Source organism: Pseudomonas sp. Os17, from assembly GCF_001547895.1.
Classification (GTDB): Bacteria; Pseudomonadota; Gammaproteobacteria; order Pseudomonadales; family Pseudomonadaceae; genus Aquipseudomonas.
The window spans coordinates 4612234-4633905 of the sequence record NZ_AP014627.1 but is presented as its reverse complement, the minus strand read 5'-3'; the positions used below and the strand labels follow the sequence as shown (position 1 = coordinate 4633905).

The following is a 21672-nucleotide window of genomic DNA, read 5'->3' as shown; positions in this document are numbered from 1 at the left end:
CTCGCTGCCGGCCACCTGATGCCCCCATGGCGTGATGGCGGCCGGGTCGGGGATTGTGACAAATCCAGCCAGTGAAGGTTGCAGTAATCGCCACGGCGCTGCGCCAGGGCCGGAAATAATAGTGCGCAAGCCGGCGCGTTGTTTCGCATAATCGGCCGCTTTGCACAAAAACATTGCAGCGCGTGCCGTCCGCCCCCGGAGTTTTCCTGCCCATGAATGCCAGTCTCGACGCCTATGACCTGAAGTTGCTCGCCGAGCTGCAGCGTGACGCCAGCACCGCGCAAAGCGAGCTCGGGCTGCGGGTCAACCTGTCCACCGCCGCGGTCAACCGGCGGCTCAAGCGCCTCAGCGACGAGGGTGTGATCGAGCGCTACAGCGCCATCGTGGCCCCCGATGCCCTGGGGCACGAGCTGAGCATCATCGTCGAGGTGGAAGTGGAGAGTGAGCGCATCGACCAGATCGACGCGCTCAAGCGTAGTTTCCAGGCCTGCCCCCAGGTCCAGCAGTGCTACTACGTGGCCGGCGAGTGCGACTTCGTGCTGATTTTCTGCGTCCGCAACATGGCCCAGTACACCCAGCTGACCCGCGAACTGTTCTTCGACAACGCCAACGTCAAGCGCTTCAAGACCCTGGTGGCGATGAACCGGGTCAAGGTCGGCCTGGACGTGCCCACGTCCGGCTGAGGTTCAGGGCGCCTGCAGCGCTTGCACGAGAAAATCCACGAACACCCGGACCTTCTGCGACAGGTGGCGCTGGCTGGGGTACAGCGCATAGATATGACGCTCGGACAGGTGCTGCTCCGGCAGCACCCGCAGCAGCTGGCCGCTGTCCAGCAACGGTTGGGCGACGAACCCGGGCAGCGCGCCGATGCCCAGGCCGGCCACCAGCATGTCGGCCAGCAGCAGGCTGTTGTCTGCGGAGAAATGCACCGGCAGCTCCAGCCGGGTCTGGCCTTCGGGGCCTTGCAGTTGCCAGCGCCCCGGGTGTTCCGCCAGCCGGTAGGCCAGGCAGCGATGCTGATGCAGGTCGGCAATGCTCGTCGGCGTGCCGGCTTCTTGCAGATAGCCCGGCGCGGCGCAGATGAGCTGTTCCACTTGCCCCAGGTGGCGGGCGATCAGTGACGAATCCTCCAGTTGCCGGCGAATCCGCAACGAGACGTCGAAGCCTTCGCCCACCACGTCCAGCACCTGGTCGTTGAGGGTCAGGTCCACCTGCAACTGCGGGTAGCGCTGCATGAAGGCCACCAGGATCGGCGACAGCACCTTGAGCCCGAAGGACAGCGGCGCGTTGACCCGCAGGCGCCCGCCGGGTTCGTGCAGGCCGGCCTGGGTGGCCCGCTCCAGGGCGTCCAGCTCGTCCAGCAGGTGGCAGCATTCGCTGAAGTAGCGCTGCCCGGCCTCCGACAGGCTCATGCGCCGGGTGGTGCGCAGGATCAACAGGCTGCCCAGGCGTTCTTCCAGCTGGCGCACCTGTTTGCTCACCGCCGCCGTGGACTGCCCGAGATCGGCGGCGGCCTGGCTGAAGCTGGAACGTTCCGCCACCCGGCGAAAGGTGCGCATGGCCATCAGCACGTCCATATTGTTTCTCCTGGGTTGAATATGTATCCACGAAACCGCTGATTATCTCTGATCGAGCACTCAATACCATGGCCACTTCATTTCACAGGAGTGTTGTCATGGCTTATCGCGCAATGTCGAAGATGGTTTCCGGGGTGTTGGCCCTGTCCCTGCTCAGTGGCCTGTGCAACGCCGCCACGGCGCCCCGGCCCGAGGTGGGCATCAGCCCCTGGGGGCCCAGGGACGAGATCGGTCGCCTGAACCTGATCACCCCCGAGTCCCGGGCGGCGATCATGGCCCGGGTCAGTGGCGAGCAGGCCTATGACCTGGCGGTGGACTACTTCGTCGGCATGCCCAGCTGGCAGGCCGCCGGCGACCCGCCGTACCAGATGTGGATGACCCACACCCCCCACGGCAACGTGATCGCCGACCCGATGCAGGTCGGTGAACCGATGAACCAGCACGTCAGCTACAGCGGTTCGGCGGTGTCGATGTACGCCCACATGGGCACCCATATCGATGCCCTCAACCACTTCGGCCTCAACGGCAAGATCTGGAACGGCTACCGCGCCGACCAGCACCTGGGGGACCGCGGCTGGAACGTCACCGGCGCGGAAAAACTGCCGCCGATCATTGCCCGCGGGGTGCTGATCGACGTCGCCGCGGCCAAGGGCCTGGAGCAATTGGCGGACAGCTACCGGGTCACCCGCGCCGATCTGCAGCAGGCCCTGGCCCGGCAGAACGTGGCCCTGGAAAAAGGCGATGTGGTGCTGATCCGCACCGGGCGCATGCGCGACTTCGACAATGCCCAGCGCTACATGGCCAACCCGCCGGGGCTGAGCCTGGATGCGGCGAAGTTCCTGGTGGAAGAGGGCGGGGCCATGGTGGTGGGGGCCGACAACCTGAGTTTTGAAACCTTCCCCTCCGAGGTCGAGGGCAATTACCTGCCGCTGCACACCTACCTGCTGGCCATGCAGGGCGCGCCGATCATGGAGCTGGTCAACCTGGAAGGCCTGTCCCGGGACAAGGTGTACCAGTTCGCCTTTATCGGTGCTTCACTCAAGCTGCGCGGCGCCGATGCCGCGCCGATCCGGCCCATGGCCTTGCCCATTCGTTGAAGGGGCGAATGGCTTTTGCTCAGGAGATGAACATGTCTACCGCGCTTTTTTCAAACCCGGTGCTGCGCCTGTCCAACCCGCCCGGGCTCTATGACCCCAGCGCCAACGGCTATTCCCATGTGGCACAAGTGGCCGCCGGTGCGCGCCTGGTGTTCATCGCCGGGCAGGGCGGCGAAACGCCTGACGGTCAGTTGGCCGCGGACTTCGCCGCCCAGGTGCGCCAGGCCCTGGCCAACCTGCAGACTGCCTTGGCCAGCGCCGGTGCCGAGGTCAGCCAGGTGGCCAAGCTCACGGTGCTGATCGTCGATCACAGCCACGAGCGGTTGGCGATCTTTGGCCGCCAGTTGCGGGCGTTGTGGGGACCGGCGGCGACCCCGGCCTGCACCCTGATCCCGGTGCCGCGCCTGGCCCTGGACGGCATGCTGTTCGAGATCGAGGCGATTGCCGTGTTGCCGTCCTGAGCCTGAGTTCCCCTCTGGTGGAGCCGCTGCATTCTCCGTAATGTCAGCGGCTCGGTTTTTTCTGGAGGCGGTGTCATGGCGGCGTTCTACGATGCACGGGGCAATATCTATGGGGTGGTGACGCCCGCAGCGCTGCGCGGCCTGGGCATTGCCTTGCCCGGCAGCGCGGCCCAGGCGGCCCGGGACCGGCGCCTGTGGGCCGAACAGGCGATCGCCGCGCTCTGCGACTGGGCCCCGGGCACCCGGCCAGCCGGGGCCAAGGCCCACCGCAGCGATGGTTTGCTGGTGGGGCCGTTCCAGGCTCAGGCGCCCTTCGACCTGTTGATCGTCAACACCGACGGCACCCTGGCCGAGCGCAGCGGCAATGGCCTGACGATCTTTTCCCAGGCCCTTGTCGAACAGGGGCTGCTGGCAACCCAGGGGCCGACGCTGTTGCAGGTGCATCACGATCAAGCCACGGGCGCCTCGCCGGTGGCCACGCAGGTGGAGCCGGCGCAAGTGGCGGGGCAGCAGGGCTTCTGGCTGGATCTGGGCCAGCCGTCCTTCGGGCCCGAGGCCGTCGCGGCGATCGGTGTCGAGGCCGTGACTTTCAACGGTCGCGAGCTGAGCCGGGTGGCGCCGTTGCAGGCGCTGAACCCGCTGTGGGAGCACAGCCAGTTCGTGCGCATCGGCAACCCCCATTGCGTGACCCTGGTGGAAGAAGCCGACGCCTTGCCGAGCAACCCGCAGATGCTCGCGGCGCCGCTGGCCGAAGGGCTGACCGCGACGGCTTTTGCCTTGCCCCTGGGCAGCGGCGAGCCGTGCCCGGCGGGGGTCAACCTGCAATGGGCGATGCGCGAGTCGGCGCAGCGCATCGTCGCCCGGGTGTTCGAGCGTGGCGAAGGGCCGACCGCCTCGTCGGGCACCAGCGCCAGTGCCGTGGCTTGCGCGGCGTGGCGGGTGGGCTGGGTCAAGGCTGGCGAGGTGCAGGTGGTGATGCCCGGCGGCACCGCGCCCTTGATGTTGCAAGAGACCGAGGGGGTGTTGACCCGGGTGAGCCTGTTCGGCACGGCGCTGGCACTGGCTGAGTGAGGACGCCGGAGTCGCGGTGGCGGAGTGCAAAACGGTTGGAGTTTCTATAGCGTGGCGGCAGTCGCGGCTCATCTCCCGCTACAGCCCACCTCTCTGGAAAGGATTCGACATGCAAAAAGGAATGCCCCGCCGAGCCTTGCTCAAAGGCTCGGTTATGGCTCTGGGGGCTTTAGTCGCTGGCAGCCTTGGCGGTTGCCTGACCAGCCAGCTTTACGAAAGCCAAGCCAGCAATGAGGTCTATACGGAAACCGTCAGCCAGTTCTATGTCACGGCGGACGCGAAGAGCTTTGTCATCCTTGGCAAGAAGTACCACTACTTCGTGATGGTCGATCCGAAGTTGCTGCAGGCTATCCAGTCGGACCTGCATGGGAAAATGCAGGCCGAGTTTTCGCAGATCCACGTCAGTGCGTGGCAGAACCTGGAGGGTGAGCTGGTCCTGAGGATTCCCGGGCTGGACCAGCTCGACGCCCAGCAGATCGAGGCAGCCAAGGCCTTGGATTTCGTGGTGGAGAGGTCGCAGAACGCCCTGTTGCACCGCTATGCCATTCGCGGCAGTCGCTTTAAATCCAAGCGGGATATCAGCGCCTATCAGGCCAACCCGTTGAACAGCACCTACACCTTGCAGTTCTCGGCGTACCGCGAGAAGAGCAAGGTCGGCCAGGTGCTGTTGACGCCGGTGACCCTCACCGCGGACGGCGTGTTGGTGATCCTCGCCCTGCCGCTGTTGCCGGTGGCGTTCATGGCGGCCCAGCCGTTTCGGGTCAAGTAAGCATCGCTACCGTCAGTCGCCGGCCAGTTGCACCTGGGCCATCTGCCGTTGCATCAGCACCTTGCCGTGGCGGATCGAATACAGCGGCAGGCCTTGGCTGCGGATCATTTCGTAATCGCTGTCGGCCGAGAGGATCAGCAGGTTCGCCGGCCGACCTTCCTCAAGGCCGTAGCCCTCGCCCAGGGCCAGGGCCTTGGCGCTGTTGTCGGTGACCAGGTCCAGGGCGCTCTGCAGGTTGCGGTAGCCGAGCATGTGGCAGATGTGCAGGCCGGCTTCCAGCACTCGCAGGATGTTGCCGTTACCCAGGGGGTACCAGGGGTCGACGATTGAGTCCTGGCCGAAGCACACGTTCATTCCGGCTTCCAGCAGTTCGTTGACCCGGGTCACGCCGCGGCGTTTCGGGAAGCTGTCGAAGCGCCCCTGCAGGTGGATGCTTTCGGTGGGGCAGGAGACGAAGCTGATGCCCGAGTGCCCCAGCAGGCGGAACAGCTTGGCGCAGTAGGCGTTGTCGTAGGAGCCCATGGCGGTGGTGTGGCTGGCGCTGACCCGCGAGCCCATGCCGCGGCTGCGGGCCTCTTCGGCCAGCACTTCGAGAAAGCGCGAGTGCGGGTCGTCGGTTTCGTCGCAGTGCACGTCCACCAGGCAACCCGTGCGTTCGGCCAGGTCCATGAGGAACTTCACCGAGCTCACGCCCTGGTCGCGGGTGTATTCGAAGTGGGGAATGCCGCCCACCACGTCGGCGCCCAGGCGGATGGCTTCTTCCATCAGTTCGCGGCCGTTGCGGAACGATTCGATGCCCTCCTGGGGGAAGGCAACGATCTGCAGGTCGATCAGGTGCGCGCTTTGCTCGCGCACTTCGAGCATGGCCTTGAGGGCGGTGAGGTCCGGGTCGGTGACGTCGACGTGGGTGCGCACGTGCTGGATGCCGTGGGCGGCCAGGGCGCGGATGGTCTTGTGGGCGCGGGTGCGGGTGTCTTCGGCGGTGATGCTGGCCTTGCGTTCGCCCCAGCATTCGATGCCTTCGAACAGGGTGCCGCTCATGTTCCAGCGCGGCTCGCCGGCGGTGAGGGTGGCGTCCAGGTGAATGTGCGGTTCGACGAAGGGCGGCACCACCAGGTTGCCGCCGGCATCCAGGTGCTCGGGGCCGAAGGGCGCGGTGGCGGTGGGGGCGTCGGGGCCTTGCAGGACAATGCGGGCGATGCGGCCGTTTTCCAGGTGCAGTTGGTGCAGACCTTCACGGTGGCGCAGGCGGGCGTTGGTGATCAGCATCGGGGCAATTCCTCGAGTCGGGCAATCAGTGGTTGCGCCGTGAGATCCGGGCACTGGCCCTTGTCCCACGGTCATTGGACTGTCCTTGCACCGGCCGCGACAGGGCCGGTGGGTGGGGACAGGGTGTTGCATGACCGGGCCATGATAGACCCGGATCGCCTGGAGTGAGCAAGGTGCGGGTTCAGCTGCGAGCCTCGGCGCCGGCACTGGAGCGGGCGCCGAGCCAGGCGCTGAACAGCACATGGCTCAGGCTGGCGACGGCGATGCCCACCAGCGGGGCGACCCAGGGCGAGCAGAATGCCGCCAGGGTGCCCAGGCCGTAGGCGGCCAGCCCCGGCCAGTTCCAGTCCGGCAACTGGCTGTCGGCCAGACGCGGGTAGCAGCCGCGCCAGCGATAGAAGAAGTCGGCCATGATCACCCCGCCAATCGGCGGAATCACCGTGCCCAGCAGCACCAGATAAGGCACCAGCAAATCGTACATGCCGAGCATCGCCAGCAGGGTGCCGATCAGCGCGCCCACCAGGGTTACGGTCTTGCGCCGCTGGGTGCGCAGCAGGTTGCAGCCGGCCACGGCGAAGTTGTAGATGGTGTTGTCCTGGGTGCTCCAGATGTTCAACAGCAGCATGGCCATGGCGGCCGTGGCAAAGCCCTGCAGCAGCAAGACTTCGACCACGTCCGGCTGCTGGTAGACGATGGCGCCGTAGGCACCGATCAGCACCATCAGGCCATTGCCGAGGCAGAAACCGATCAGGCTGGCGCTCACCGCCACCCGCGCCGAGCGGGAGAAACGGGTCCAGTTGGTGGCCTGGGTGGCGCCGCTGACAAAGGTGCCGAACACCAGGGTCAGGGCGGTGGACAGGTCCAGGCTGGCGCTGGGGGTGAGGGCCAGCAGGCCGTCGAGGCCGCCGACCTGGGTGGTCGCCACCGTCATCGACAGCACCAGCAGCAGACCCATGGCCGGCACCGCGATCCACGACAGGATCTCCAGGCCGCGGTAGCCGATGTAGGCGGTGGCGCAGAAGGCCATGCCGAACAGCAGCATCAACCCCAGCACCGCGCCCGAATCCAGCTGGAAGTACTTGCCCAGCACCACCGCGGCGGTGGCGGTGCCCCAGGCGTACCAGCCGACCTGGGTCAGGCCGAGGATCAGGTCGCTGAGCTTGCTGCCCCGTTCACCGAAGCAGAAGCGCCCCATCAGCACCGTGTTCAGCCCGCTCTTGAAGGCGATGTAGCCCAGGCTCGCGGCGTAGATCCCCAGCAGCAGGTTGCCGAGGACAATCACCATCAGCAGGGTGGTGAAGTCGAACGCCACCCCCAGCTTGCCGCCGGCGAACATGGTCGCGGTGAAGAAGGTGAAACCCAGCAGCACCATGGCCATGGAGGCCAGGCCCTTGCGGGCGTGCTGCGGAACTTCGCTCAAGGGGTAGTCGTTGCCGGGTTCGTGCTGGGTCATGGGCCTGTCCCTGGTCGCAGTGGTGCCTCGCTGTTGCAGGCGCCGTGCCAAACGGGTCGCCGGAGCGGGTGCCCCAGCAGTTATAGCCGATGCCTGCGGGCCTGCCCCGGCTGCAGGCCGCGCCGGGGCGAAAATGGTGCACGGGCGCACTGCCTCGTGGCCGGGGTCAGTCCTGGTCGGGGTTGAAGATGCTTTCGATAGGCATCTGGAAGGCCCGGGCGATCTTGAACGCCAGGGGCAGGCTGGGGTCGTAGCGCCCGGTCTCGATGGCATTCACCGTCTGCCGGGACACCTCAAGCCGGGTGGCCAGCTCGGCCTGGGACCAGCCTTTGAGGGTGCGCAATTCGCGCAGTTGGTTGTTCATCGGTAGCGCCGCCAGCCGACCACCGTGGCCAGGGCCCAGACCAGGCCCATCACTGGCCACACGTAGAACATCGAGAGCCGGGGCAGGCCGGCGGTTTCCAGGAAGCCGTAGCTGAAGGTGATCAGCGCGGTGCAGACAAAGGACAGCCCCAGTGCTTCGAGCTGGATGCGCCGGGCCAGTTCGTCCATGCGCCGCAACTGGCGCACCACCGCCAGGGCCATGGCCACCATGGGGATCACCGGCACCAGGGCCAGGGCGATCTTGCCCGGGCCCGGGCTCATGTCAGCCAGCCAGTGGCTGCTCAAAATCACGCAGGCGAAATAGGCCAGCAAGGCCAGGCTGAATTCCCCGAAATAGCGTTTGGTGCCCATGGGCGATCTCCTTGAGTAAAGTGTCCTTTACATTAGGTGGGGCGATTTTTCATGTCAAGGGTGCTTTACATTGACCGCGTCATGCTCAGTCGAACAGGGCCACGCTGCGCCGGCCTTCGTGGAAGTCGAAAGCCTCCTGGATATCCCGTTCTACGGTGCGACCCTGGGACAGTGGCGGCAACTGGTCCGGGGCGAAGAACGCCGCGTCGCTGGTTTCGCTACCGGCCACCGGGGCCTCGGCGTCTTGCCGTTCACAGAGAAAGTACAGCTTGTAGAAGTCCCGGTGATCCGGCTTGTAGGGGCCCTTGGCCTTGTGCCGCAGGCCGTACAGCTGGCGCACCGAGACCTGGAGCCCGGCTTCCTCGTGGATTTCCTTGATGATGTTCTGCGCCGCCGACAGGCCGACGTCGGCATAGCCCCCGGGCAGGGCCCAGAGGCCGTCGTGCTGCTCGCGCACCAGGAGGATCTTGCCGTCCTCGATCAGCGCGCCGCGCACTTCGACCATCGGCGTCGAGTAGCGCTGGGCAAAGTCCGAGACCAGATCGGTGATGCGCTCCACGGGCACGTTGCCCAGTTGCGCGAGCATCTCGTGGGCAATGTCGGCGACTTCCTGGTAGCGCTCGCGGTCGTGCACGTCCTTGCAGAAGTGCAGGCCGGTGGAGGCGATGGCTTGCAAGCGTTTGGCGTGGGTCAGCCAGTGGCTTTCCATGGGTGGGGTTCCTGCGGCGTCAGAGAGAAGGCGCCTGTTTTAAGCCCTTGGCGCGCAGGGAGCAAGCACCACGCCGTAGCCGGCGGCGTGGTGCCGGTGGATCACCCCGGGAGGTCTTGCCGATGGCAACGCACTTGCTGGGTCGCGCTGCCCTGCAACGGTTGCGGCTTTTCGCAACCCGGGCCGCGGCGGCTGCAGCGGTCGAGGAAGAAGCAGCCGCTGGGCAGCTTGCGGTTGCCCGGCAGTTCGGTGGGCGCCGAGACCTGGCTGTCCGCCAGGGGCGCGCCGAGGCGTGGCACCGCATCCAGCAGCAGTTGGGTGTAGGGATGGCGCGGGCGCTCCAGCACTTGTTCGGCGCTGCCCAGTTCGACGATCTGTCCCAGGTACATCACCGCCACCCGGTCGGCCATGTGCCGCACCACCGAGACGTTGTGCGAGATCAGCACGAAGGTCAGGCCGCGACTGCGCTGCAGGTCCGCCAGCAGGTTGAGGATCTGCGCCTGCACCGAGATGTCCAGGGCCGAGGTCGGTTCGTCGAGGACGATGATGTCCGGGTTCGACGCCAGGGCCCGGGCAATGGCGATGCGCTGGCGCTGGCCGCCGGAGAACTGGTGCGGGTAGCGCTCCAGGTATTCGCTGCGGATGCCCACCTGCTGCGCCACCGTGGCGGCGATCTCGCGCATCTGTGCGGCCGGGGTGTTGCCCAGGGCGAACAGCGGCTCGGTGATGATCTTCCAGATCGGCAGGCGCGGGTCGAGGGACGATTGCGGGTCCTGGAACACGATCTGCACATGGCTGTGGCGTTCGCGGTCGCTGGCGTAGGCCCAGCGCAGGTCGCCGCTGCTGGGCTTGACCAGGCCCATCAGCAGTTGCGCCAGGGTACTCTTGCCGCAGCCGGATTCGCCAACGATGCCCAGGGTTTCCCCGGGGCGCAGTTCCAGGTCGATGCCGTTCAGCGCGTGGGCGAAGGCCCGGGGCCGGCCCAGCCAGTCATTGCTCAGGGGGAAGCGTACCTGCACGTCGTTGAGCCGCAGCAGCGGCGGGTTGCCGGTTTGCGAGGCGGTGGTTGTCATTGGGCGGACTCCGGGGCGGCCAACCAGCAGGCGCTCTTGCGCTGCTCGCCGGCGTTGATCGAATGCAGCGGTGGCCGTTGGGCACATATCGCCATGGCCTGCGGGCAGCGCTCGCGGAAGGTGCAGCCAGCGGGGAGGTGGGCGAGGTTCGGCACCTGCCCGGGAATGGTCAGCAGTGGCGCGCCGGGGGCCACCTGCTCCGGCAGGCCGCTGAGCAGGCCGCGGGTGTAGGGGTGCTGCGGGTCGAGCATGACCTGGGCGGTGCTGCCTTGCTCCACCACGGCGCCGGTGTACATCACATAGACCCGATCGCAGAACTGCGAGACCACCGCCATGTCGTGGGTGATCAACAGGATCGCGGTGCCCCGTTGCCGGGCCTTCTCGCGCAGCAACAGCAGCACCTGGCGCTGCACGGTGACGTCCAGGGCGGTGGTGGGTTCGTCGGCGATCAGCAGTTGCGGGTCGCAGGAGAACGCCAGGGCGATCATCACCCGCTGGCGCATGCCGCCGGACAGCTCGAACGGATAGGCCTGCAGCACCTGCTCGGGGTCGGCGATGTGCATGTCGCGCAGCAGGGCGATGGCCTTGGCCCGGGCCTGGTCCTGGCTCAGGCGCTGGTGATGGATGATCACGTCGAGCATCTGCCGGCCGATGCGCCGGGTCGGGTTGAGGGCGGTCATCGGCTCCTGGAAGATCATCGCCGCGTCGCGGCCACGGATCTGCAGCAGCTGTTTTTCCGGGGTGGCGAGCATGTCGCGGCCCAGCAGCGACAGGCTGCCGGAGGTGATGCGGTAGCTGCGCTCGGGCAGCAGGCGCAGGCTGAGCATGGCGGTCACCGATTTGCCCGAGCCGGACTCGCCGACCACGCCGACGATCTCCCCCGGGTTGACGTGCAGCGACACGCCGTTGAGGGCCTGCACATTGCTGCGGTAGGCGGGGAATTCCAGGCTCAGGTTATCGATGTTGAGAACGGCGGATGAGCTCATGGTCATTTCCCCTGTTGACGTGGGTCGAGCAGGTCACGGATGCCGTCACCCAGCAGGTTGAAACCGGTGGCGGTGAACAGGATCGCCAGCCCGGGAAAGGTCGAGTACCACCAGTTGTCGAGGATGAAGTTGCGCCCGGTGGCCACCATCGCCCCCCATTCGGCGGTGGGCTGCTGCGCCCCCAGGCCAATGAAGCCCAGGGCCGAGGCCATGAGGATGGCGCTGCCGATGTCCAGGCTCAGTTGCACCAGCAGCGGCGGCATGGCGTTGCGCCCCACGTGCCAGCTGACGATGTGCCAGCGCCCGGCGCCGTAGGTCTGGGCCGCCTTGACGTAGCCCATCTGGCGGATGCTCAGGGCCTGGCCCCGGGCCAGGCGCACGTAGAACGGAATGCGCACCAGGGTGATCGCCAGCATGGCGTTGAACAGGCTCGGGCCCAGGGCGGCGGCCAGGGCCATGATCAGCACCAGCGACGGCACCGACAGCATGATGTCCATCAGGCGCATGATCAGGCTGTCGAAGCGCCCGCCGATGATCCCCGACAGGCAGCCCAACAGGCCCCCGGCCAGGCACGAGGCGAAGGCCACGAACAGGCCCACGCCCACCGACTGGCGGCTGCCGTGGAGCACCCGGCTGAACAGGTCGCGGCCGACTTCGTCGGTGCCGAACCAGTGGCTGGCGCTGGGGGCGGCCAGGCGCTGGGCCAGGTTCAGGGCGTTGGGGTCGTGGCTCGACAGCCAGGGAGCGAAGGCCATGCACAGCAGCACCAGCAGGGTCATGCACAGCCCGGCGATGGTCAGCGGGCTTTGCCGCACGCGGTAGCCCAGGTAGGCCAGGCGCGCGCGCCAGCCGTTGGCCTGGGCCACGGGCAGCGGCAGGGGAATGTTCAAGGGAGCGGACATCTCAATTTACCTCGCCAATGCGCGGGTCGATCACCCGGTACAACAGGTCGATCGCCATGTTCAGCAGCACATAAATGAACGACACCAGGATGGCGAAGCCCATCACCGCCGGGAAATCCAGGGCCTGGATCGACTTCACCACATAGGCGCCCATGCCCGGCCAGGCAAACACCGTCTCGGTCAGCACCGCGCCGTACAGCAGGTCGCCCAGGGTCAGGCCGAGCACCGTCACCGAAGGGATCAGCGCATTGGGCAGGGCGTGGCGCAAAATCACCGCCCAGCGCGACAGGCCGTAGGCCCGGGCGGTGCGGATGTAGTCCTCGCCGAGCTGGTCGAGCATCGCCGAGCGGATCTGCCGCGCCACCACCCCGAGGTTGACGAAGCCCAGGGTCACCGCCGGCAGGATCAGGTGCTGCAGGGCATTGAAAAACAGCGGGAGGTCCCCGGCCAGCAACGAGTCGATCAGGTAGAAGCCGCTGATCGTCGGTGGCGGCTCCAGGCCTTCGTCCAGGCGCCCGCTGCCGGGCAGCCAGCCGAGGTTGCCGTAGAACAGCAGGATCAGCCCCAGCCCCAGCCAGAACGCCGGGGTGGAAATCCCGGTGACCGCCAGGGTGCGGGCGATCTGGTCGATAAAGCGGTTGTGATAGACCGCCGACAACACCCCCAGCGGCACGCCCACCAGCACCGACAGCAGCAGGGCGGCCAGGGCCAGCTCCAGGGTCGCCGGGAAGAAGGTCTGCAGGTCTTCCAGCACCGGGCGGCTGGTACGGATCGAGGTGCCCAGGTCGCCGTGCAGCAGGTCGAGCATGTAGCGCCCGTACTGCTGGTACAGCGGCAGGTCCAGGCCCAACTGGTGGCGGATGTTCTGCACGATGGCATCGCTGGCCCGGTCGCCGGCGATCAGCCGCGCCGGGTCACCGGGAATCAGGTGCGAGATGGTGAAGGTAATCAGCGAAACCCCGACCACGACCAGCAACAGGCCGAGCAGGCGTTTGCGCAACATATTCAGGAAGGCCATGAGGCAACCTCGTTAACGCTTGACGAACGGCGGGGGCAGCAGCGGCGCCCCGCCGGGGACACGGCAACCCGGCGCCGACCCGGTTCAGGGGCCGGCGACGGGGACTGCAGGCGCGGTCCTACTTGCTGATTTCAGCGATGTTGAACACCTGTTCCAGCATCGGATGGAACACGTAGCCCTTCACCGAATCACGCATCGGCAGGCTGTAGTTCTTCTGATACAGGTAGGCGTAGACGTTGTCCTTGAGGACGATCTTCTGCGCCTTCTGGTACAGCTCGATGCGTTTGGCGGTGTCGTTGGTGGCCGCCGCTTCGCGGATCAGGCCGTCGACTTCCGGGTTGCTGTAGAACGAGCGGTTGCCCGGCAGGCCCTGAAGGCTGGAGTCGAACCAGAAGTTCATGAACATGTAGGGGTCGGCGAAGTCCGGGCTCCAGGAGCCGATGGCCACGTCGTAGTCACCCTTGCCGACCCGTTCACGCATGGTGGCGTTGGCCAGCTTCTCCATCTTCAGGTTGATGCCCAGGGGCGCCAGGCCCGCTTGCAGGGTCAGGCCGATGGACTCCCAGTTGGCGTCCTTGTCCGAGTACAGGTAGGTCAGGTTGCTGATCTTCTGCGGAACCTTGGCCAGGCTGGCCTTGGCGCCGTCGAGGTTCTGCTGCATCAGCGGCAGGCTCGGGTCGTGGGCCCACATGCCGTCGGGGATCGGCCCGTTCATCAGCTTGGCCTGGCCCTTGAGGATGCCGTCGACGATGCCTTTGTAGTCGATGGCCTGGACCAATGCCTGGCGCGCCTCGACGTTGTTCAGGGGCGCGCGCTGGTTGTTCAGGTACAGGTAGTTGACCCGCAGCGAGGGGAAGGTCTGGATCACCACCCCGGACTTGCCGGCCAGGGTGCCGAGCTGGTCTTCGGGCATGTCCTCGATGATGTCCAGGTCGCCGCGTTCCAGTTGCAGGCGGCGCACCGAGGCCTCGCTGATGATCTTGATCACCACCTTGTTCAGGCTCGGCTTGGGCCCGGCGTAATAGCTGTTGGGCTCCAGCGTCAGCGACTGGCCCTTCTGCCAGTTGCTCAGGCGGAAGGCCCCGGAGCCGGCGGTGTGGGTCGACAGGTAGGCGTTGACGTCCTCGCCCTTGTTGGCCACGTCCGGGTTGATGATGCCGCCGCCGTTGTGGGCCAGGGTGTAGAGGAAGGGCGCGTAGGGCTTCTTCAGGGTGAAGCGCACGGTCAGCGGGTCGACCACGGCCACGCTCATGTCATCCGGGAAGGCCCCGGACGGGCCTTGCTTGAGCTGCATCAGGCGGTCGAAGGAGAACTTCACCGCGGCCGCGTCCACCGGCTTGCCGTCGTCGAACTTGTTGCCGGGCTTGAGCTTGAAGTCCCAGGTCAGGTTGTCGGCGGAGGTGCTCCAGCTCTCGGCCAGGTCGCCCTGGACTTCGGTGCTGCCCTTGCCGTTCTCGACCTTGTAGGTCACCAGCTTCTGGTAGGCCGGGTAGGTCACGGCCCAGTCGTTGTTGTCGATGGTCACGGCCGGGTCGAGGGTCTGCGGGTCGGCGGCCTTGCCGATCATCAGGGTGTCCTTGGGCGCGGCGGCGCTGGCCGCCTGCCAGGCGCCCAGGCTCAGGGCGGCGCACAGCAGCGACAGGGCGACACGGGTGGACAGACGCACATCAGGGTTATTGCGCAGATTGGGGGTCATGCCGGTTTCCTTGATCATTCGATGTTGGGAAGTTCGTCAGGTTTTTTATAAAAGCTATAACCGGGCAGTTGTTGCTGAAGCGGTGTTGCAGGGCGACCGGCTTGGGGCAGTTAGCTGCCTGTTGTTGTGGCCGGTTGGGGAACGGGACATCAGTGTTCGAAGGGCTGGTCGTGCTCCTGGATCAGGGGGAAGTCCTCGGCGTTGGGCAGCTCGTAGTGCCACCACTCGGTGGGGATTGCCTCGAAGCCGGCGCTGAGCATGATCCCCAGCAGCAGCAGGCGATTGCGCTGCACCTGGGGCGGCAGGTCGCTGTAGAACTGGTGCGACTTGGGCTCCATGGCGTCGAAGGCGGTGCCCATGTCCAGCGCCTGGCCGCTTTCATCCACCAGGGTCAGGTCCACGGCCACGCCGCGGGTGTGGTGTGAGCCCAGGCGCGGGTCGCGCACGTAGTCCGGGTCGGGCAGGGCCTGCCACAGCAACTGCTGGGCGTAGGCCGGGCGGTAGGCGTCGTAGATGCGCAGGCCCAGGCCGGCCATGCGTGCCAGCTGGCTGGCCTTGTACAGGCAGGCCGCGGCGTCCTTGTGCAGCAGGCAGCGGGCGTTGCGGTAGATCACCTGGCCGGCCAGGTTGTCGGCGCTGGCGTAGACCAGGTCGATTTCCAGTTGGTGGCGCTGGGCGTCGATTTCGACAAGGGGGCTGTTGTTCACTCACTCACTCCATCTTGGGACAGGCTTGAAGGTCAGGACTCGAACTGGCCGAAGGCTTCCTGCAACGCTCGGTTCTTCGCCAGGCGCTCATCCAGGCGCTCGCCATAGCCCTCGGCCACCGCGGACACCATCAGGTTGAACAGGCAGGTCAGCGGCGCCAGGGAATCCCAGAACTGGCCGACATCGGTTTTCAGTTGCAGCAGGTCCAGCGGGTAGTCCCGGGCCCAGGGGCATTGCAGGTCGGTGACCAGGGCCAGGGGCAGGGCGTTGGCGTTGGCCACTTCGCAGAAGGTCTGGGTGATGGCGGAGTAGGCGCGAAAGTCGGAAATGATCGCGTAGGGCTTGGCGAAGCCCGAGTTCAGGGTTTCCGCGTAGATGCCCGACAGGCCGTCGACGTAATAGACCTTGGGCCGGATGTATTCCAGGTGGCTGTGGAAGGCGTTGAGGATGCCCCGGGTCGACTGGATGCCGATGATGAACACCGCGTCGGCCTCGACGATCTGCCGCACGATCGCGTCGAACGCTGGGCTGCGGGCCAGGCCGTAGACATGCTGGATGGCCTCGATCTCGCGATGCATCGAGCGCTCCAGGGCGTCGTCCTGATGGGCTTCGCTGCGAAACGCGCCAAGCCGGTCGGTGATCAGCCAGGAGGCCGGGGTATCGCCGCGCAGGCCTTGCTTGACGTCATCCAGGTTGCGGTAGCCCAGCGAGCGCAGGAAGCGCCCCACGGATATGCCCGTGGTGCCGGCTTGCTGGGCGATGCTGTCGGCGGTCTCGAAGGGCAGTTGCTGGAGGTTGGCCAGCAGGTAGGTGGCGATGCGCTTGCCGGTGGGCGTCAGGCTTGCAAACTGCTGCTCCAGGGTGACTTGGAAACTGTTCTTGTCCATGACCATCTCGCCAGGCGTTCGCGGAAAATGTTATTGAAGTTTCATTTTTGTAATTCGTGTTAGAAACATAACATCGGCCTTCGCGGCAAAACAAGGCTTTTGTCCGACGAGGTCGTTTTCGGCAGAAAGTGACGCTGCTGGTTATCTTCAGTGGGCCGCAGGGGCTGCGTTCAACCAGTGCCCGAGGTCACGGATGGCTGTTTCCACACAGGTGCTACGACCGCTCCAGGTGCAGGCCAGCATCAGGTTGCGCGGCAGATTGAAGTCTTCCACCGCAAAACCCTGGGCATCGCGGCCCTGGGCGTCGTGGGGCACCTGCTGGCGCAGGGTCGCGGGGCCGCTGAAGTAGGCCCACACCGGCTTGCCCAGGGCGATGGCCGCGCCCACTTCGAAGGCGGTGCCGGAATCCGGCTCCAGGCCGCGAAAGTCGTTGAGGTTGGCCAGCAGGGCGTCGCAGGCGTGGAGCATGGCCAGGTTCTGCTGGCAGATCCACTGCGCCGTGGCTTCTGGCGAGAGGTTCTGCGGGGCCTGGTTATCCAGGGGGAACAGACCGTGCAGGCCCTGGGCGCTGCACAGTTGCTTGAGGTATTGGCCATGGGCCTGGGCATCGCGGCGAAACACATCGAAACCGGCGAGGTAGATACGTGGGCTCACGGGCAGCTCGATCTCTTCTGTGGCGAGGGAGCTTGCTCCCGCTGGGTGGCAGCGCCACCCCAAATGCGCTAAACGCGGCGCTCCCGGCCGATCACTGATTCGGCGTCACCAGCGCTGGCCAGCCCAGCAGGGCGCGGATTATTCGCCGCGGTAGATGCAGCCGCTGGTGCAGGTTTCGTGGATGCGGATCGCCGAGAGCTCCGGCAGCAGCGGCTTGAGCTCGTTCCAGATCCACTTGGCCAGGACTTCGCTGGTGGGGTTTTCCAGGCCGGGGATGTCGTTCAGGTAGTTATGGTCCAGGCGCTCGTACAGCGGCTTGAAGATCGCCTTGATTTCCGAGAAGTCGCGGATCCAGCCGGTGTGCGCGTCGACCTCGCCACTGAGGTGGATCGCCACCTTGAACGAGTGGCCATGCAGGCGGCCGCACTTGTGGCCTTCGGGCACGAAGGGCAGGCGATGGGCGGATTCGAAGGTAAATTCTTTGAAGATTTCCACAGTGTCGGTCAGCTCTGTCAGGTGGCGTCGCCCGCGGGCGAGTTGAGGCAGGCGGCGAGTTTATCAGCTTGGCTCCCGGGCTGCGGAAAAACCCTGACTAAAGGGTCAGTCCGCCACGCCGGCGGGTTTCTAGAGGCTTTGCAGGCGTTCGCCCAGGCGGTTCTGCGCCGCCAGTTCGAGGAATTCGTCGCCCAGGCGCCGGCTTTCGTCCATGGCGCTGCGCCAGTATTTTTGCCGGCCGGCGTCGTCGCCCATGAAGCGCTTGAAGTCGTTGCGGTCCGGCAGCTTGCCGTAGGGCAGGCGCGCCAGGTACTCCTTCGACGGCGCCAGCAGCAGGACGTCGCGCAGGCGTTCGGGGCTGGCCCGGCGCCAGGGCAGGGTCTTGTCGAACCAGCCGGGGATCACCCGATCGGTGAAGTGCGGGTAGAGCACGATGTCGCTGCCGCTGTAGGGCAGGTCCAGGTGGTAGTCCAGCAGGCCGCCGTCGCGGAAGGTGCCGGTGCCGGCCCCGGGCAGTTCGCGCACGCCCTGCATGACCATGGGGATCGAGCCGGAGGCCAGCAGTGCCTGGCGCAGGTTGCCGCGATCCAGGGGCACGAAGCGCGAAGGGAAGTCTTCCAGGGCGTGCAGCGGCGGGGCCAGGCGCGGGTCGTGCAGCACCAGGCGTTCGAAGTGCCGCGACAACCGCGCGCGGCCCCGCAGGTTGTCGGCGATCACCGAGGACAGGCCCAGGCCCAGGCGCCCGCGATGGTCGTCGGCGAGCAGGCCGTGGCTTTTGACCACCATGATGTTGAGCCGGTAGTGGGGGTTGTCGAGGATCGAGGCGTCGCGGCCATCGAGCAGGTCGTCGAGCATGCGCTGCGAGCTCTGGCTGATCTGCGCCATGGTCACGCCCTTGGCGAAGCTCTGGGCGTTGTACAGCTGGCCCAGGCGGCGGATGCCTTCGGCGGCATCCGGCAGGCAGGCGCTGGCGAAGCGCCAGGAACCCACCGAGGCACCGATCAGCGAGCGTTCGCGGGGCGCGGCGGGCAGCCATTCGCCGAACAGCGCCAGGTCCAGGCCCTGAATGCCCAGGGCCTTGGGGCCGCCGGCGGCGCCCGGCAAGGTGCCGACTTCACCGGCGTGCAGGCCCTGGCGGCGGATGCGGGCCAGGGCGCGGGGGCCGGCCTTGAGGGTCAGGGCGGGAAACTTGATATGGATGGCGGTCATACCGGGCTCACTCTTGAATCAGCCGCCGAGTATAGAGAACCCGGGCGCCGGGGGCCGAGTGAAAGTTCTGTCAGGCCCATGATGGCGATTCAGTTTCAATTAAGTTGCCTTGGGTATCGTTTGCGGCATCGGCCTTGTGGCCTGCGACCTTGGAGAACTGCCATGAAAACCCTGACCGCGCTGTTCAGCGCCAGCCTGATCGCTCTGACCGCCAGCCTGGCTCACGCCCGCGACCTGGGCCCCGACGAAGCCCTGCGGCTGCGCGACGCTGGTACCATTGTGTCCTTTGAAAAACTCAATGCCACGGCCCTGTCCCGGCATCCTGGGGCGAGCATCAGCGAAACCGAGCTGGAGGAAGAGTACGGCAAGTACATCTACCAGGTTGAGCTGCGCGACCCGCAGGGACTGGAGTGGGACCTGGAACTGGACGCGGTGAGCGGCCAGGTACTCAAGGATCATCAGGACACTTAATGAACCGGACTCTGCGCATCGCCGGCAGCTGTGCCGCCCTGGCGCTGCTGTTCTGCTCCCTGGCCATGGCCCGCGACCTGGACCAGGACGAAGCCCTGCGCCTGCGCCAGCAGGGGGTGATCCTGCCCCTGGAGCAGTTGCTCAAGCAGGCCCTGGACCGCTACCCCGGGGCCAAGCTGCTGGAAACTGAACTTGAAGAAAAACACGATGTGTACATTTATGAAGTCGAGCTCTTGACCGTGGACGGCGTGGTCCGCGAGCTGGACCTGGACGCCGCCACCGGGCGCCTGTTGAAAGATGAGGAAGACGACTGATGCGCCTGCTTGTGGTGGAAGATCATGTATCCCTGGCCGATGAACTGCTCGAAGGCCTGAAGCTGCAGGGCTACGCCGTGGACTGGCTGGCCGATGGCCGCGACGCGCTGTACCAGGGCGCCAGCGAACCCTACGACCTGATCATTCTCGACCTCGGCCTGCCCGGGGTGCCGGGCCTGGAGGTATTGCGCCAGTGGCGCGCGGACGGGCTGGCGACCCCGGTGCTGGTGCTCACCGCCCGTGGCTCCTGGGCCGAGCGCATCGAGGGGCTCAAGGCCGGTGCCGACGATTACCTGAGCAAACCCTTTCATCCCGAGGAGCTGCACCTGCGGGTCCAGGCCCTGCTGCGCCGTTCCCACGGCCAGGCCAATCAGCAGACCCTGCAGGCCGCCGGGCTGCAACTGGATGAAGGCCGCCAGTGCGTGGTCCGCGATGGCCAGGACGTGCTGCTGACCGCCGCCGAGTTCCGCCTGCTGCGCTATTTCATGCTGCACCCGCAGCAGATCCTGTCCAAAAGCCACCTGGCCGAACACCTGTATGACGGTGAAACCGAGCGCGACTCCAATGTGCTTGAAGTCCACGTCAACCACCTGCGGCGCAAGCTCGGCCGCGAGGTGATCGAAACCCGTCGCGGCCAGGGCTACCTGTTCGGCGGGACGGCTTCGTGAGGTCGATCCAGCGGCGCCTGAGCCTGGGGCTGATCACGGTGATGCTGGTGGTCGGCCTGGTACTGGCCCAGACCAGCCTCTGGCTGTTTGAAGTGGGCCTGCAGCGTTACCTGGAGGCCGGGCTGCGGGAAGACAGCGAGAGCCTGTTGCTGGCCCTGGTGCGCGGTCCGCAAGGCTTGCAGCTGGACGAGCGGCGCCTGTCGCCGGCTTATCAGCGGCCCTTTTCCGGGCATTACTTTCGTATCGATTTTGCCGACGTGCACTGGCGTTCCCGCTCCCTGTGGGACCAGGAACTGCCGCAGCTTGCGCGCGCCGGCCTGCAAAGCGACCTGCAACTGGGGCCCGAGGGCCAGCAACTGCTGGTGTTGCGCAGCGACTACAAGCGTCTGGGCCAGTCCATTTCCATCAGCGTGGCCCAGGACTACACCCCGGTGCGCGAGAGCTTCCAGCGCATGCGTCAGGTCGGTCTTGGCCTGGGGCTGGCGGGGTTGCTGCTGATCCTGTTGCTGCAGCGCATGACCGTGCGCCGGGCCCTGCGTCCCCTGGAAACCGCCCGCGAGCAGATCGCCCAGTTGCAGCAGGGCCAGCGTTCGCAGCTCGATGCCCGGGTGCCGCTGGAGCTGGAGCCTTTGGTGGCGCAGATCAACCATTTGCTGGCCCACACCGAAGACAGCCTGAACCGCTCGCGCAATGCCCTGGGCAACCTTGGCCACGCCCTGAAAACCCCTCTAGCGGTGCTCCTGAGCCTGGCGTCGGGGCCCAAGCTCGATGGCCACCCCGAGCTGCGCAAGGTGCTGCTGGAGCAATTGCAGCAAGTGCAGCAGCGCCTCAATCGTGAACTCAACCGCGCGCGGCTGGCGGGGGATGCCTTGCCCGGGGTGCTGTTCGAATGCGATGCCGAACTGCCGGGCTTGCTGGCGACCTTGAACATGATCCATGGCGAGCACCTGGACTTGAGTTACCAGGCGCCACCGGGGCTGCGCCTGCCCTGGGACCGGGAAGACCTGCTGGAGCTGTTGGGCAATCTGCTGGACAACGCCTGCAAATGGGCCGATGCCCAGGTGCGCCTGAGCGTCGAGGAGCGGTCGCAGGACTTTTGCCTGCGGGTGGAGGACGACGGCCCGGGCATTCCCGAAGCACGGCGGGCGGAGGTGTTCAGTCGTGGTGCCCGCCTGGATGAACAGACCGATGGCCATGGGCTGGGCCTGGGCATTGTGCGCGACATCGTCGACGCCTGCGGCGGCCGCCTGAACCTGGGGGACAGCGAGTGGGGCGGCTTGCGGGTGGAGGTCGAGCTGCCCAAGCGCTGAACTCGGCGGGCGCTCGACCTACGAACCTTGGCGGCCCTGCGTGCCGTTCGCAGCCTGCGGCAGCGGCTACAGCATTCGGTTTGGTGCCGGTGTAGCCGCTGCCGAGCCCTGGCGAGGCTGCGACAAGGCCCGAAGGGCCTT

The 21672-nt window shown here is 66.3% G+C and carries 25 protein-coding genes; 9 read left to right on the top strand and 16 right to left on the bottom strand.

All coding sequences use genetic code 11. The features are described from left to right. Window positions 1–212 precede the first annotated feature (212 nt). Window positions 213–683 (top strand): Lrp/AsnC family transcriptional regulator, encoded by a 471-nt coding sequence (locus POS17_RS20345; RefSeq protein ID WP_060840234.1) that lies wholly within the window; start codon window positions 213–215, stop codon window positions 681–683. A gap of 3 nt (window positions 684–686) precedes the next feature. Here the strand turns inward: POS17_RS20345 and POS17_RS20340 are convergent, their stop codons facing one another. Continuing rightward, complete coding sequence (locus POS17_RS20340) at window positions 687–1577, bottom strand: LysR family transcriptional regulator (protein WP_060840233.1); 891 nt, start codon at window positions 1575–1577, stop codon at window positions 687–689. Between the two features lie 98 nt (window positions 1578–1675). Between POS17_RS20340 and POS17_RS20335 the strand changes: the two genes are divergently transcribed. From POS17_RS20335 to POS17_RS20320, 4 genes are all read left to right on the top strand, one after another. Then, on the top strand, window positions 1676–2674 hold the full coding sequence (locus tag POS17_RS20335; protein ID WP_060840232.1) for a cyclase family protein: 999 nt from the start codon (window positions 1676–1678) through the stop codon (window positions 2672–2674). Window positions 2675–2706: 32 nt separating this feature from the next. Then, the gene (locus POS17_RS20330; RefSeq protein WP_060840231.1) at window positions 2707–3135 is read left to right on the top strand and encodes a RidA family protein; all 429 of its coding nucleotides are present in this window, start codon (window positions 2707–2709) and stop codon (window positions 3133–3135) included. 75 nt (window positions 3136–3210) lie between these two features. Continuing rightward, window positions 3211–4206 (top strand): diaminopimelate epimerase, encoded by a 996-nt coding sequence (locus POS17_RS20325; RefSeq protein WP_060840230.1) that lies wholly within the window; start codon window positions 3211–3213, stop codon window positions 4204–4206. 109 nt (window positions 4207–4315) lie between these two features. Next, window positions 4316–4975: a hypothetical protein gene (locus POS17_RS20320; protein ID WP_060840229.1), complete on the top strand. Its 660-nt coding sequence runs from the start codon at window positions 4316–4318 to the stop codon at window positions 4973–4975. Between the two features lie 12 nt (window positions 4976–4987). On the opposite strand, the gene codA is transcribed toward POS17_RS20320, so the two are convergent. The 15 genes from codA to POS17_RS20245 form a co-directional block, all read right to left on the bottom strand. Beyond that, window positions 4988–6244, bottom strand: coding sequence for a cytosine deaminase (codA, locus tag POS17_RS20315; protein ID WP_060840228.1), 1257 nt, complete (start codon window positions 6242–6244; stop codon window positions 4988–4990). Between the two features lie 181 nt (window positions 6245–6425). After that, complete coding sequence (codB, locus tag POS17_RS20310; protein WP_060840227.1) at window positions 6426–7697, bottom strand: cytosine permease; 1272 nt, start codon at window positions 7695–7697, stop codon at window positions 6426–6428. A gap of 166 nt (window positions 7698–7863) precedes the next feature. Next, window positions 7864–8061, bottom strand: coding sequence for a helix-turn-helix transcriptional regulator (locus POS17_RS20305; RefSeq protein ID WP_060840226.1), 198 nt, complete (start codon window positions 8059–8061; stop codon window positions 7864–7866). Continuing rightward, window positions 8058–8432, bottom strand: a complete 375-nt coding sequence (locus POS17_RS20300) for a hypothetical protein (protein WP_060840225.1) — start codon at window positions 8430–8432, stop codon at window positions 8058–8060. Before POS17_RS20300 ends, POS17_RS20305 begins: the two co-directional genes overlap by 4 nt. Before the next feature lie 85 nt (window positions 8433–8517). Next, the gene (locus POS17_RS20295; RefSeq protein ID WP_060840224.1) at window positions 8518–9141 is read right to left on the bottom strand and encodes an NUDIX hydrolase; all 624 of its coding nucleotides are present in this window, start codon (window positions 9139–9141) and stop codon (window positions 8518–8520) included. A gap of 101 nt (window positions 9142–9242) precedes the next feature. After that, window positions 9243–10214: an oligopeptide/dipeptide ABC transporter ATP-binding protein gene (locus POS17_RS20290; protein WP_060840223.1), complete on the bottom strand. Its 972-nt coding sequence runs from the start codon at window positions 10212–10214 to the stop codon at window positions 9243–9245. Beyond that, the gene (locus POS17_RS20285) at window positions 10211–11206 is read right to left on the bottom strand and encodes an ABC transporter ATP-binding protein (protein ID WP_060840222.1); all 996 of its coding nucleotides are present in this window, start codon (window positions 11204–11206) and stop codon (window positions 10211–10213) included. The genes POS17_RS20290 and POS17_RS20285 overlap by 4 nt, the downstream gene beginning before the upstream one ends. After that, window positions 11203–12102: a D,D-dipeptide ABC transporter permease gene (gene ddpC, locus POS17_RS20280; RefSeq protein ID WP_060840221.1), complete on the bottom strand. Its 900-nt coding sequence runs from the start codon at window positions 12100–12102 to the stop codon at window positions 11203–11205. Before ddpC ends, POS17_RS20285 begins: the two co-directional genes overlap by 4 nt. A 1-nt stretch (window position 12103) precedes the next feature. Next, complete coding sequence (locus tag POS17_RS20275; RefSeq protein WP_060840220.1) at window positions 12104–13120, bottom strand: ABC transporter permease; 1017 nt, start codon at window positions 13118–13120, stop codon at window positions 12104–12106. A gap of 118 nt (window positions 13121–13238) precedes the next feature. Next, window positions 13239–14816 carry an ABC transporter substrate-binding protein gene (locus POS17_RS20270; RefSeq protein WP_060840219.1) on the bottom strand — a complete coding sequence of 526 codons (1578 nt, stop codon included), beginning with the start codon at window positions 14814–14816 and terminating at the stop codon, window positions 13239–13241. 149 nt (window positions 14817–14965) lie between these two features. Continuing rightward, window positions 14966–15523 carry a D-alanyl-D-alanine dipeptidase gene (ddpX, locus tag POS17_RS20265; protein WP_060840218.1) on the bottom strand — a complete coding sequence of 186 codons (558 nt, stop codon included), beginning with the start codon at window positions 15521–15523 and terminating at the stop codon, window positions 14966–14968. 32 nt (window positions 15524–15555) lie between these two features. Next, complete coding sequence (locus POS17_RS20260) at window positions 15556–16416, bottom strand: MurR/RpiR family transcriptional regulator (RefSeq protein ID WP_060840217.1); 861 nt, start codon at window positions 16414–16416, stop codon at window positions 15556–15558. A gap of 141 nt (window positions 16417–16557) precedes the next feature. Then, a complete protein-coding gene (locus tag POS17_RS20255) occupies window positions 16558–17064 on the bottom strand; it encodes a nucleoside 2-deoxyribosyltransferase (RefSeq protein ID WP_060840216.1) in 507 nt (168 codons plus the stop codon). Between the two features lie 138 nt (window positions 17065–17202). Further along, complete coding sequence (queD, locus tag POS17_RS20250; protein WP_011062303.1) at window positions 17203–17559, bottom strand: 6-carboxytetrahydropterin synthase QueD; 357 nt, start codon at window positions 17557–17559, stop codon at window positions 17203–17205. 129 nt (window positions 17560–17688) lie between these two features. Continuing rightward, entirely contained in the window at window positions 17689–18768 is a 1080-nt protein-coding gene (locus POS17_RS20245; protein WP_060840215.1) for a patatin-like phospholipase family protein, read from the bottom strand. Window positions 18769–18930: 162 nt separating this feature from the next. On the opposite strand from POS17_RS20245, the gene POS17_RS20240 reads away from it, so the two are divergent. Genes POS17_RS20240 through POS17_RS20225 form a run of 4 tightly spaced genes read left to right on the top strand, consistent with a single transcriptional unit; the run spans window position 18931 to window position 21531 of the window. Next, window positions 18931–19239 (top strand): PepSY domain-containing protein, encoded by a 309-nt coding sequence (locus tag POS17_RS20240; RefSeq protein WP_060840214.1) that lies wholly within the window; start codon window positions 18931–18933, stop codon window positions 19237–19239. Further along, window positions 19239–19553 (top strand): PepSY domain-containing protein, encoded by a 315-nt coding sequence (locus POS17_RS20235; protein WP_060840213.1) that lies wholly within the window; start codon window positions 19239–19241, stop codon window positions 19551–19553. The genes POS17_RS20240 and POS17_RS20235 overlap by 1 nt, the downstream gene beginning before the upstream one ends. Beyond that, window positions 19553–20221: a response regulator transcription factor gene (locus POS17_RS20230; RefSeq protein WP_060840212.1), complete on the top strand. Its 669-nt coding sequence runs from the start codon at window positions 19553–19555 to the stop codon at window positions 20219–20221. Before POS17_RS20235 ends, POS17_RS20230 begins: the two co-directional genes overlap by 1 nt. Next, window positions 20218–21531, top strand: a complete 1314-nt coding sequence (locus tag POS17_RS20225; protein WP_060840211.1) for a sensor histidine kinase — start codon at window positions 20218–20220, stop codon at window positions 21529–21531. The genes POS17_RS20230 and POS17_RS20225 overlap by 4 nt, the downstream gene beginning before the upstream one ends. Window positions 21532–21672: the final 141 nt, after the last annotated feature.

Bases quoted from the DNA above. Each gene is read 5' to 3' on its own strand.
- POS17_RS20345 (WP_060840234.1), top strand. From the start codon at position 213: ATGAATGCCAGTCTCGACGCCTATGACCTGAAGTTGCTCGCCGAGCTG.
- POS17_RS20340 (WP_060840233.1), bottom strand. From the start codon at position 1,577: ATGGACGTGCTGATGGCCATGCGCACCTTTCGCCGGGTGGCGGAACGT.
- POS17_RS20335 (WP_060840232.1), top strand. From the start codon at position 1,676: ATGGCTTATCGCGCAATGTCGAAGATGGTTTCCGGGGTGTTGGCCCTG.
- POS17_RS20330 (WP_060840231.1), top strand. From the start codon at position 2,707: ATGTCTACCGCGCTTTTTTCAAACCCGGTGCTGCGCCTGTCCAACCCG.
- POS17_RS20325 (WP_060840230.1), top strand. From the start codon at position 3,211: ATGGCGGCGTTCTACGATGCACGGGGCAATATCTATGGGGTGGTGACG.
- POS17_RS20320 (WP_060840229.1), top strand. From the start codon at position 4,316: ATGCAAAAAGGAATGCCCCGCCGAGCCTTGCTCAAAGGCTCGGTTATG.
- codA (WP_060840228.1), bottom strand. From the start codon at position 6,244: ATGCTGATCACCAACGCCCGCCTGCGCCACCGTGAAGGTCTGCACCAA.
- codB (WP_060840227.1), bottom strand. From the start codon at position 7,697: ATGACCCAGCACGAACCCGGCAACGACTACCCCTTGAGCGAAGTTCCG.
- POS17_RS20305 (WP_060840226.1), bottom strand. From the start codon at position 8,061: ATGAACAACCAACTGCGCGAATTGCGCACCCTCAAAGGCTGGTCCCAG.
- POS17_RS20300 (WP_060840225.1), bottom strand. From the start codon at position 8,432: ATGGGCACCAAACGCTATTTCGGGGAATTCAGCCTGGCCTTGCTGGCC.
- POS17_RS20295 (WP_060840224.1), bottom strand. From the start codon at position 9,141: ATGGAAAGCCACTGGCTGACCCACGCCAAACGCTTGCAAGCCATCGCC.
- POS17_RS20290 (WP_060840223.1), bottom strand. From the start codon at position 10,214: ATGACAACCACCGCCTCGCAAACCGGCAACCCGCCGCTGCTGCGGCTC.
- POS17_RS20285 (WP_060840222.1), bottom strand. From the start codon at position 11,206: ATGACCATGAGCTCATCCGCCGTTCTCAACATCGATAACCTGAGCCTG.
- ddpC (WP_060840221.1), bottom strand. From the start codon at position 12,102: ATGTCCGCTCCCTTGAACATTCCCCTGCCGCTGCCCGTGGCCCAGGCC.
- POS17_RS20275 (WP_060840220.1), bottom strand. From the start codon at position 13,120: ATGGCCTTCCTGAATATGTTGCGCAAACGCCTGCTCGGCCTGTTGCTG.
- POS17_RS20270 (WP_060840219.1), bottom strand. From the start codon at position 14,816: ATGACCCCCAATCTGCGCAATAACCCTGATGTGCGTCTGTCCACCCGT.
- POS17_RS20260 (WP_060840217.1), bottom strand. From the start codon at position 16,416: ATGGTCATGGACAAGAACAGTTTCCAAGTCACCCTGGAGCAGCAGTTT.
- POS17_RS20245 (WP_060840215.1), bottom strand. From the start codon at position 18,768: ATGACCGCCATCCATATCAAGTTTCCCGCCCTGACCCTCAAGGCCGGC.
- POS17_RS20240 (WP_060840214.1), top strand. From the start codon at position 18,931: ATGAAAACCCTGACCGCGCTGTTCAGCGCCAGCCTGATCGCTCTGACC.
- POS17_RS20235 (WP_060840213.1), top strand. From the start codon at position 19,239: ATGAACCGGACTCTGCGCATCGCCGGCAGCTGTGCCGCCCTGGCGCTG.
- POS17_RS20230 (WP_060840212.1), top strand. From the start codon at position 19,553: ATGCGCCTGCTTGTGGTGGAAGATCATGTATCCCTGGCCGATGAACTG.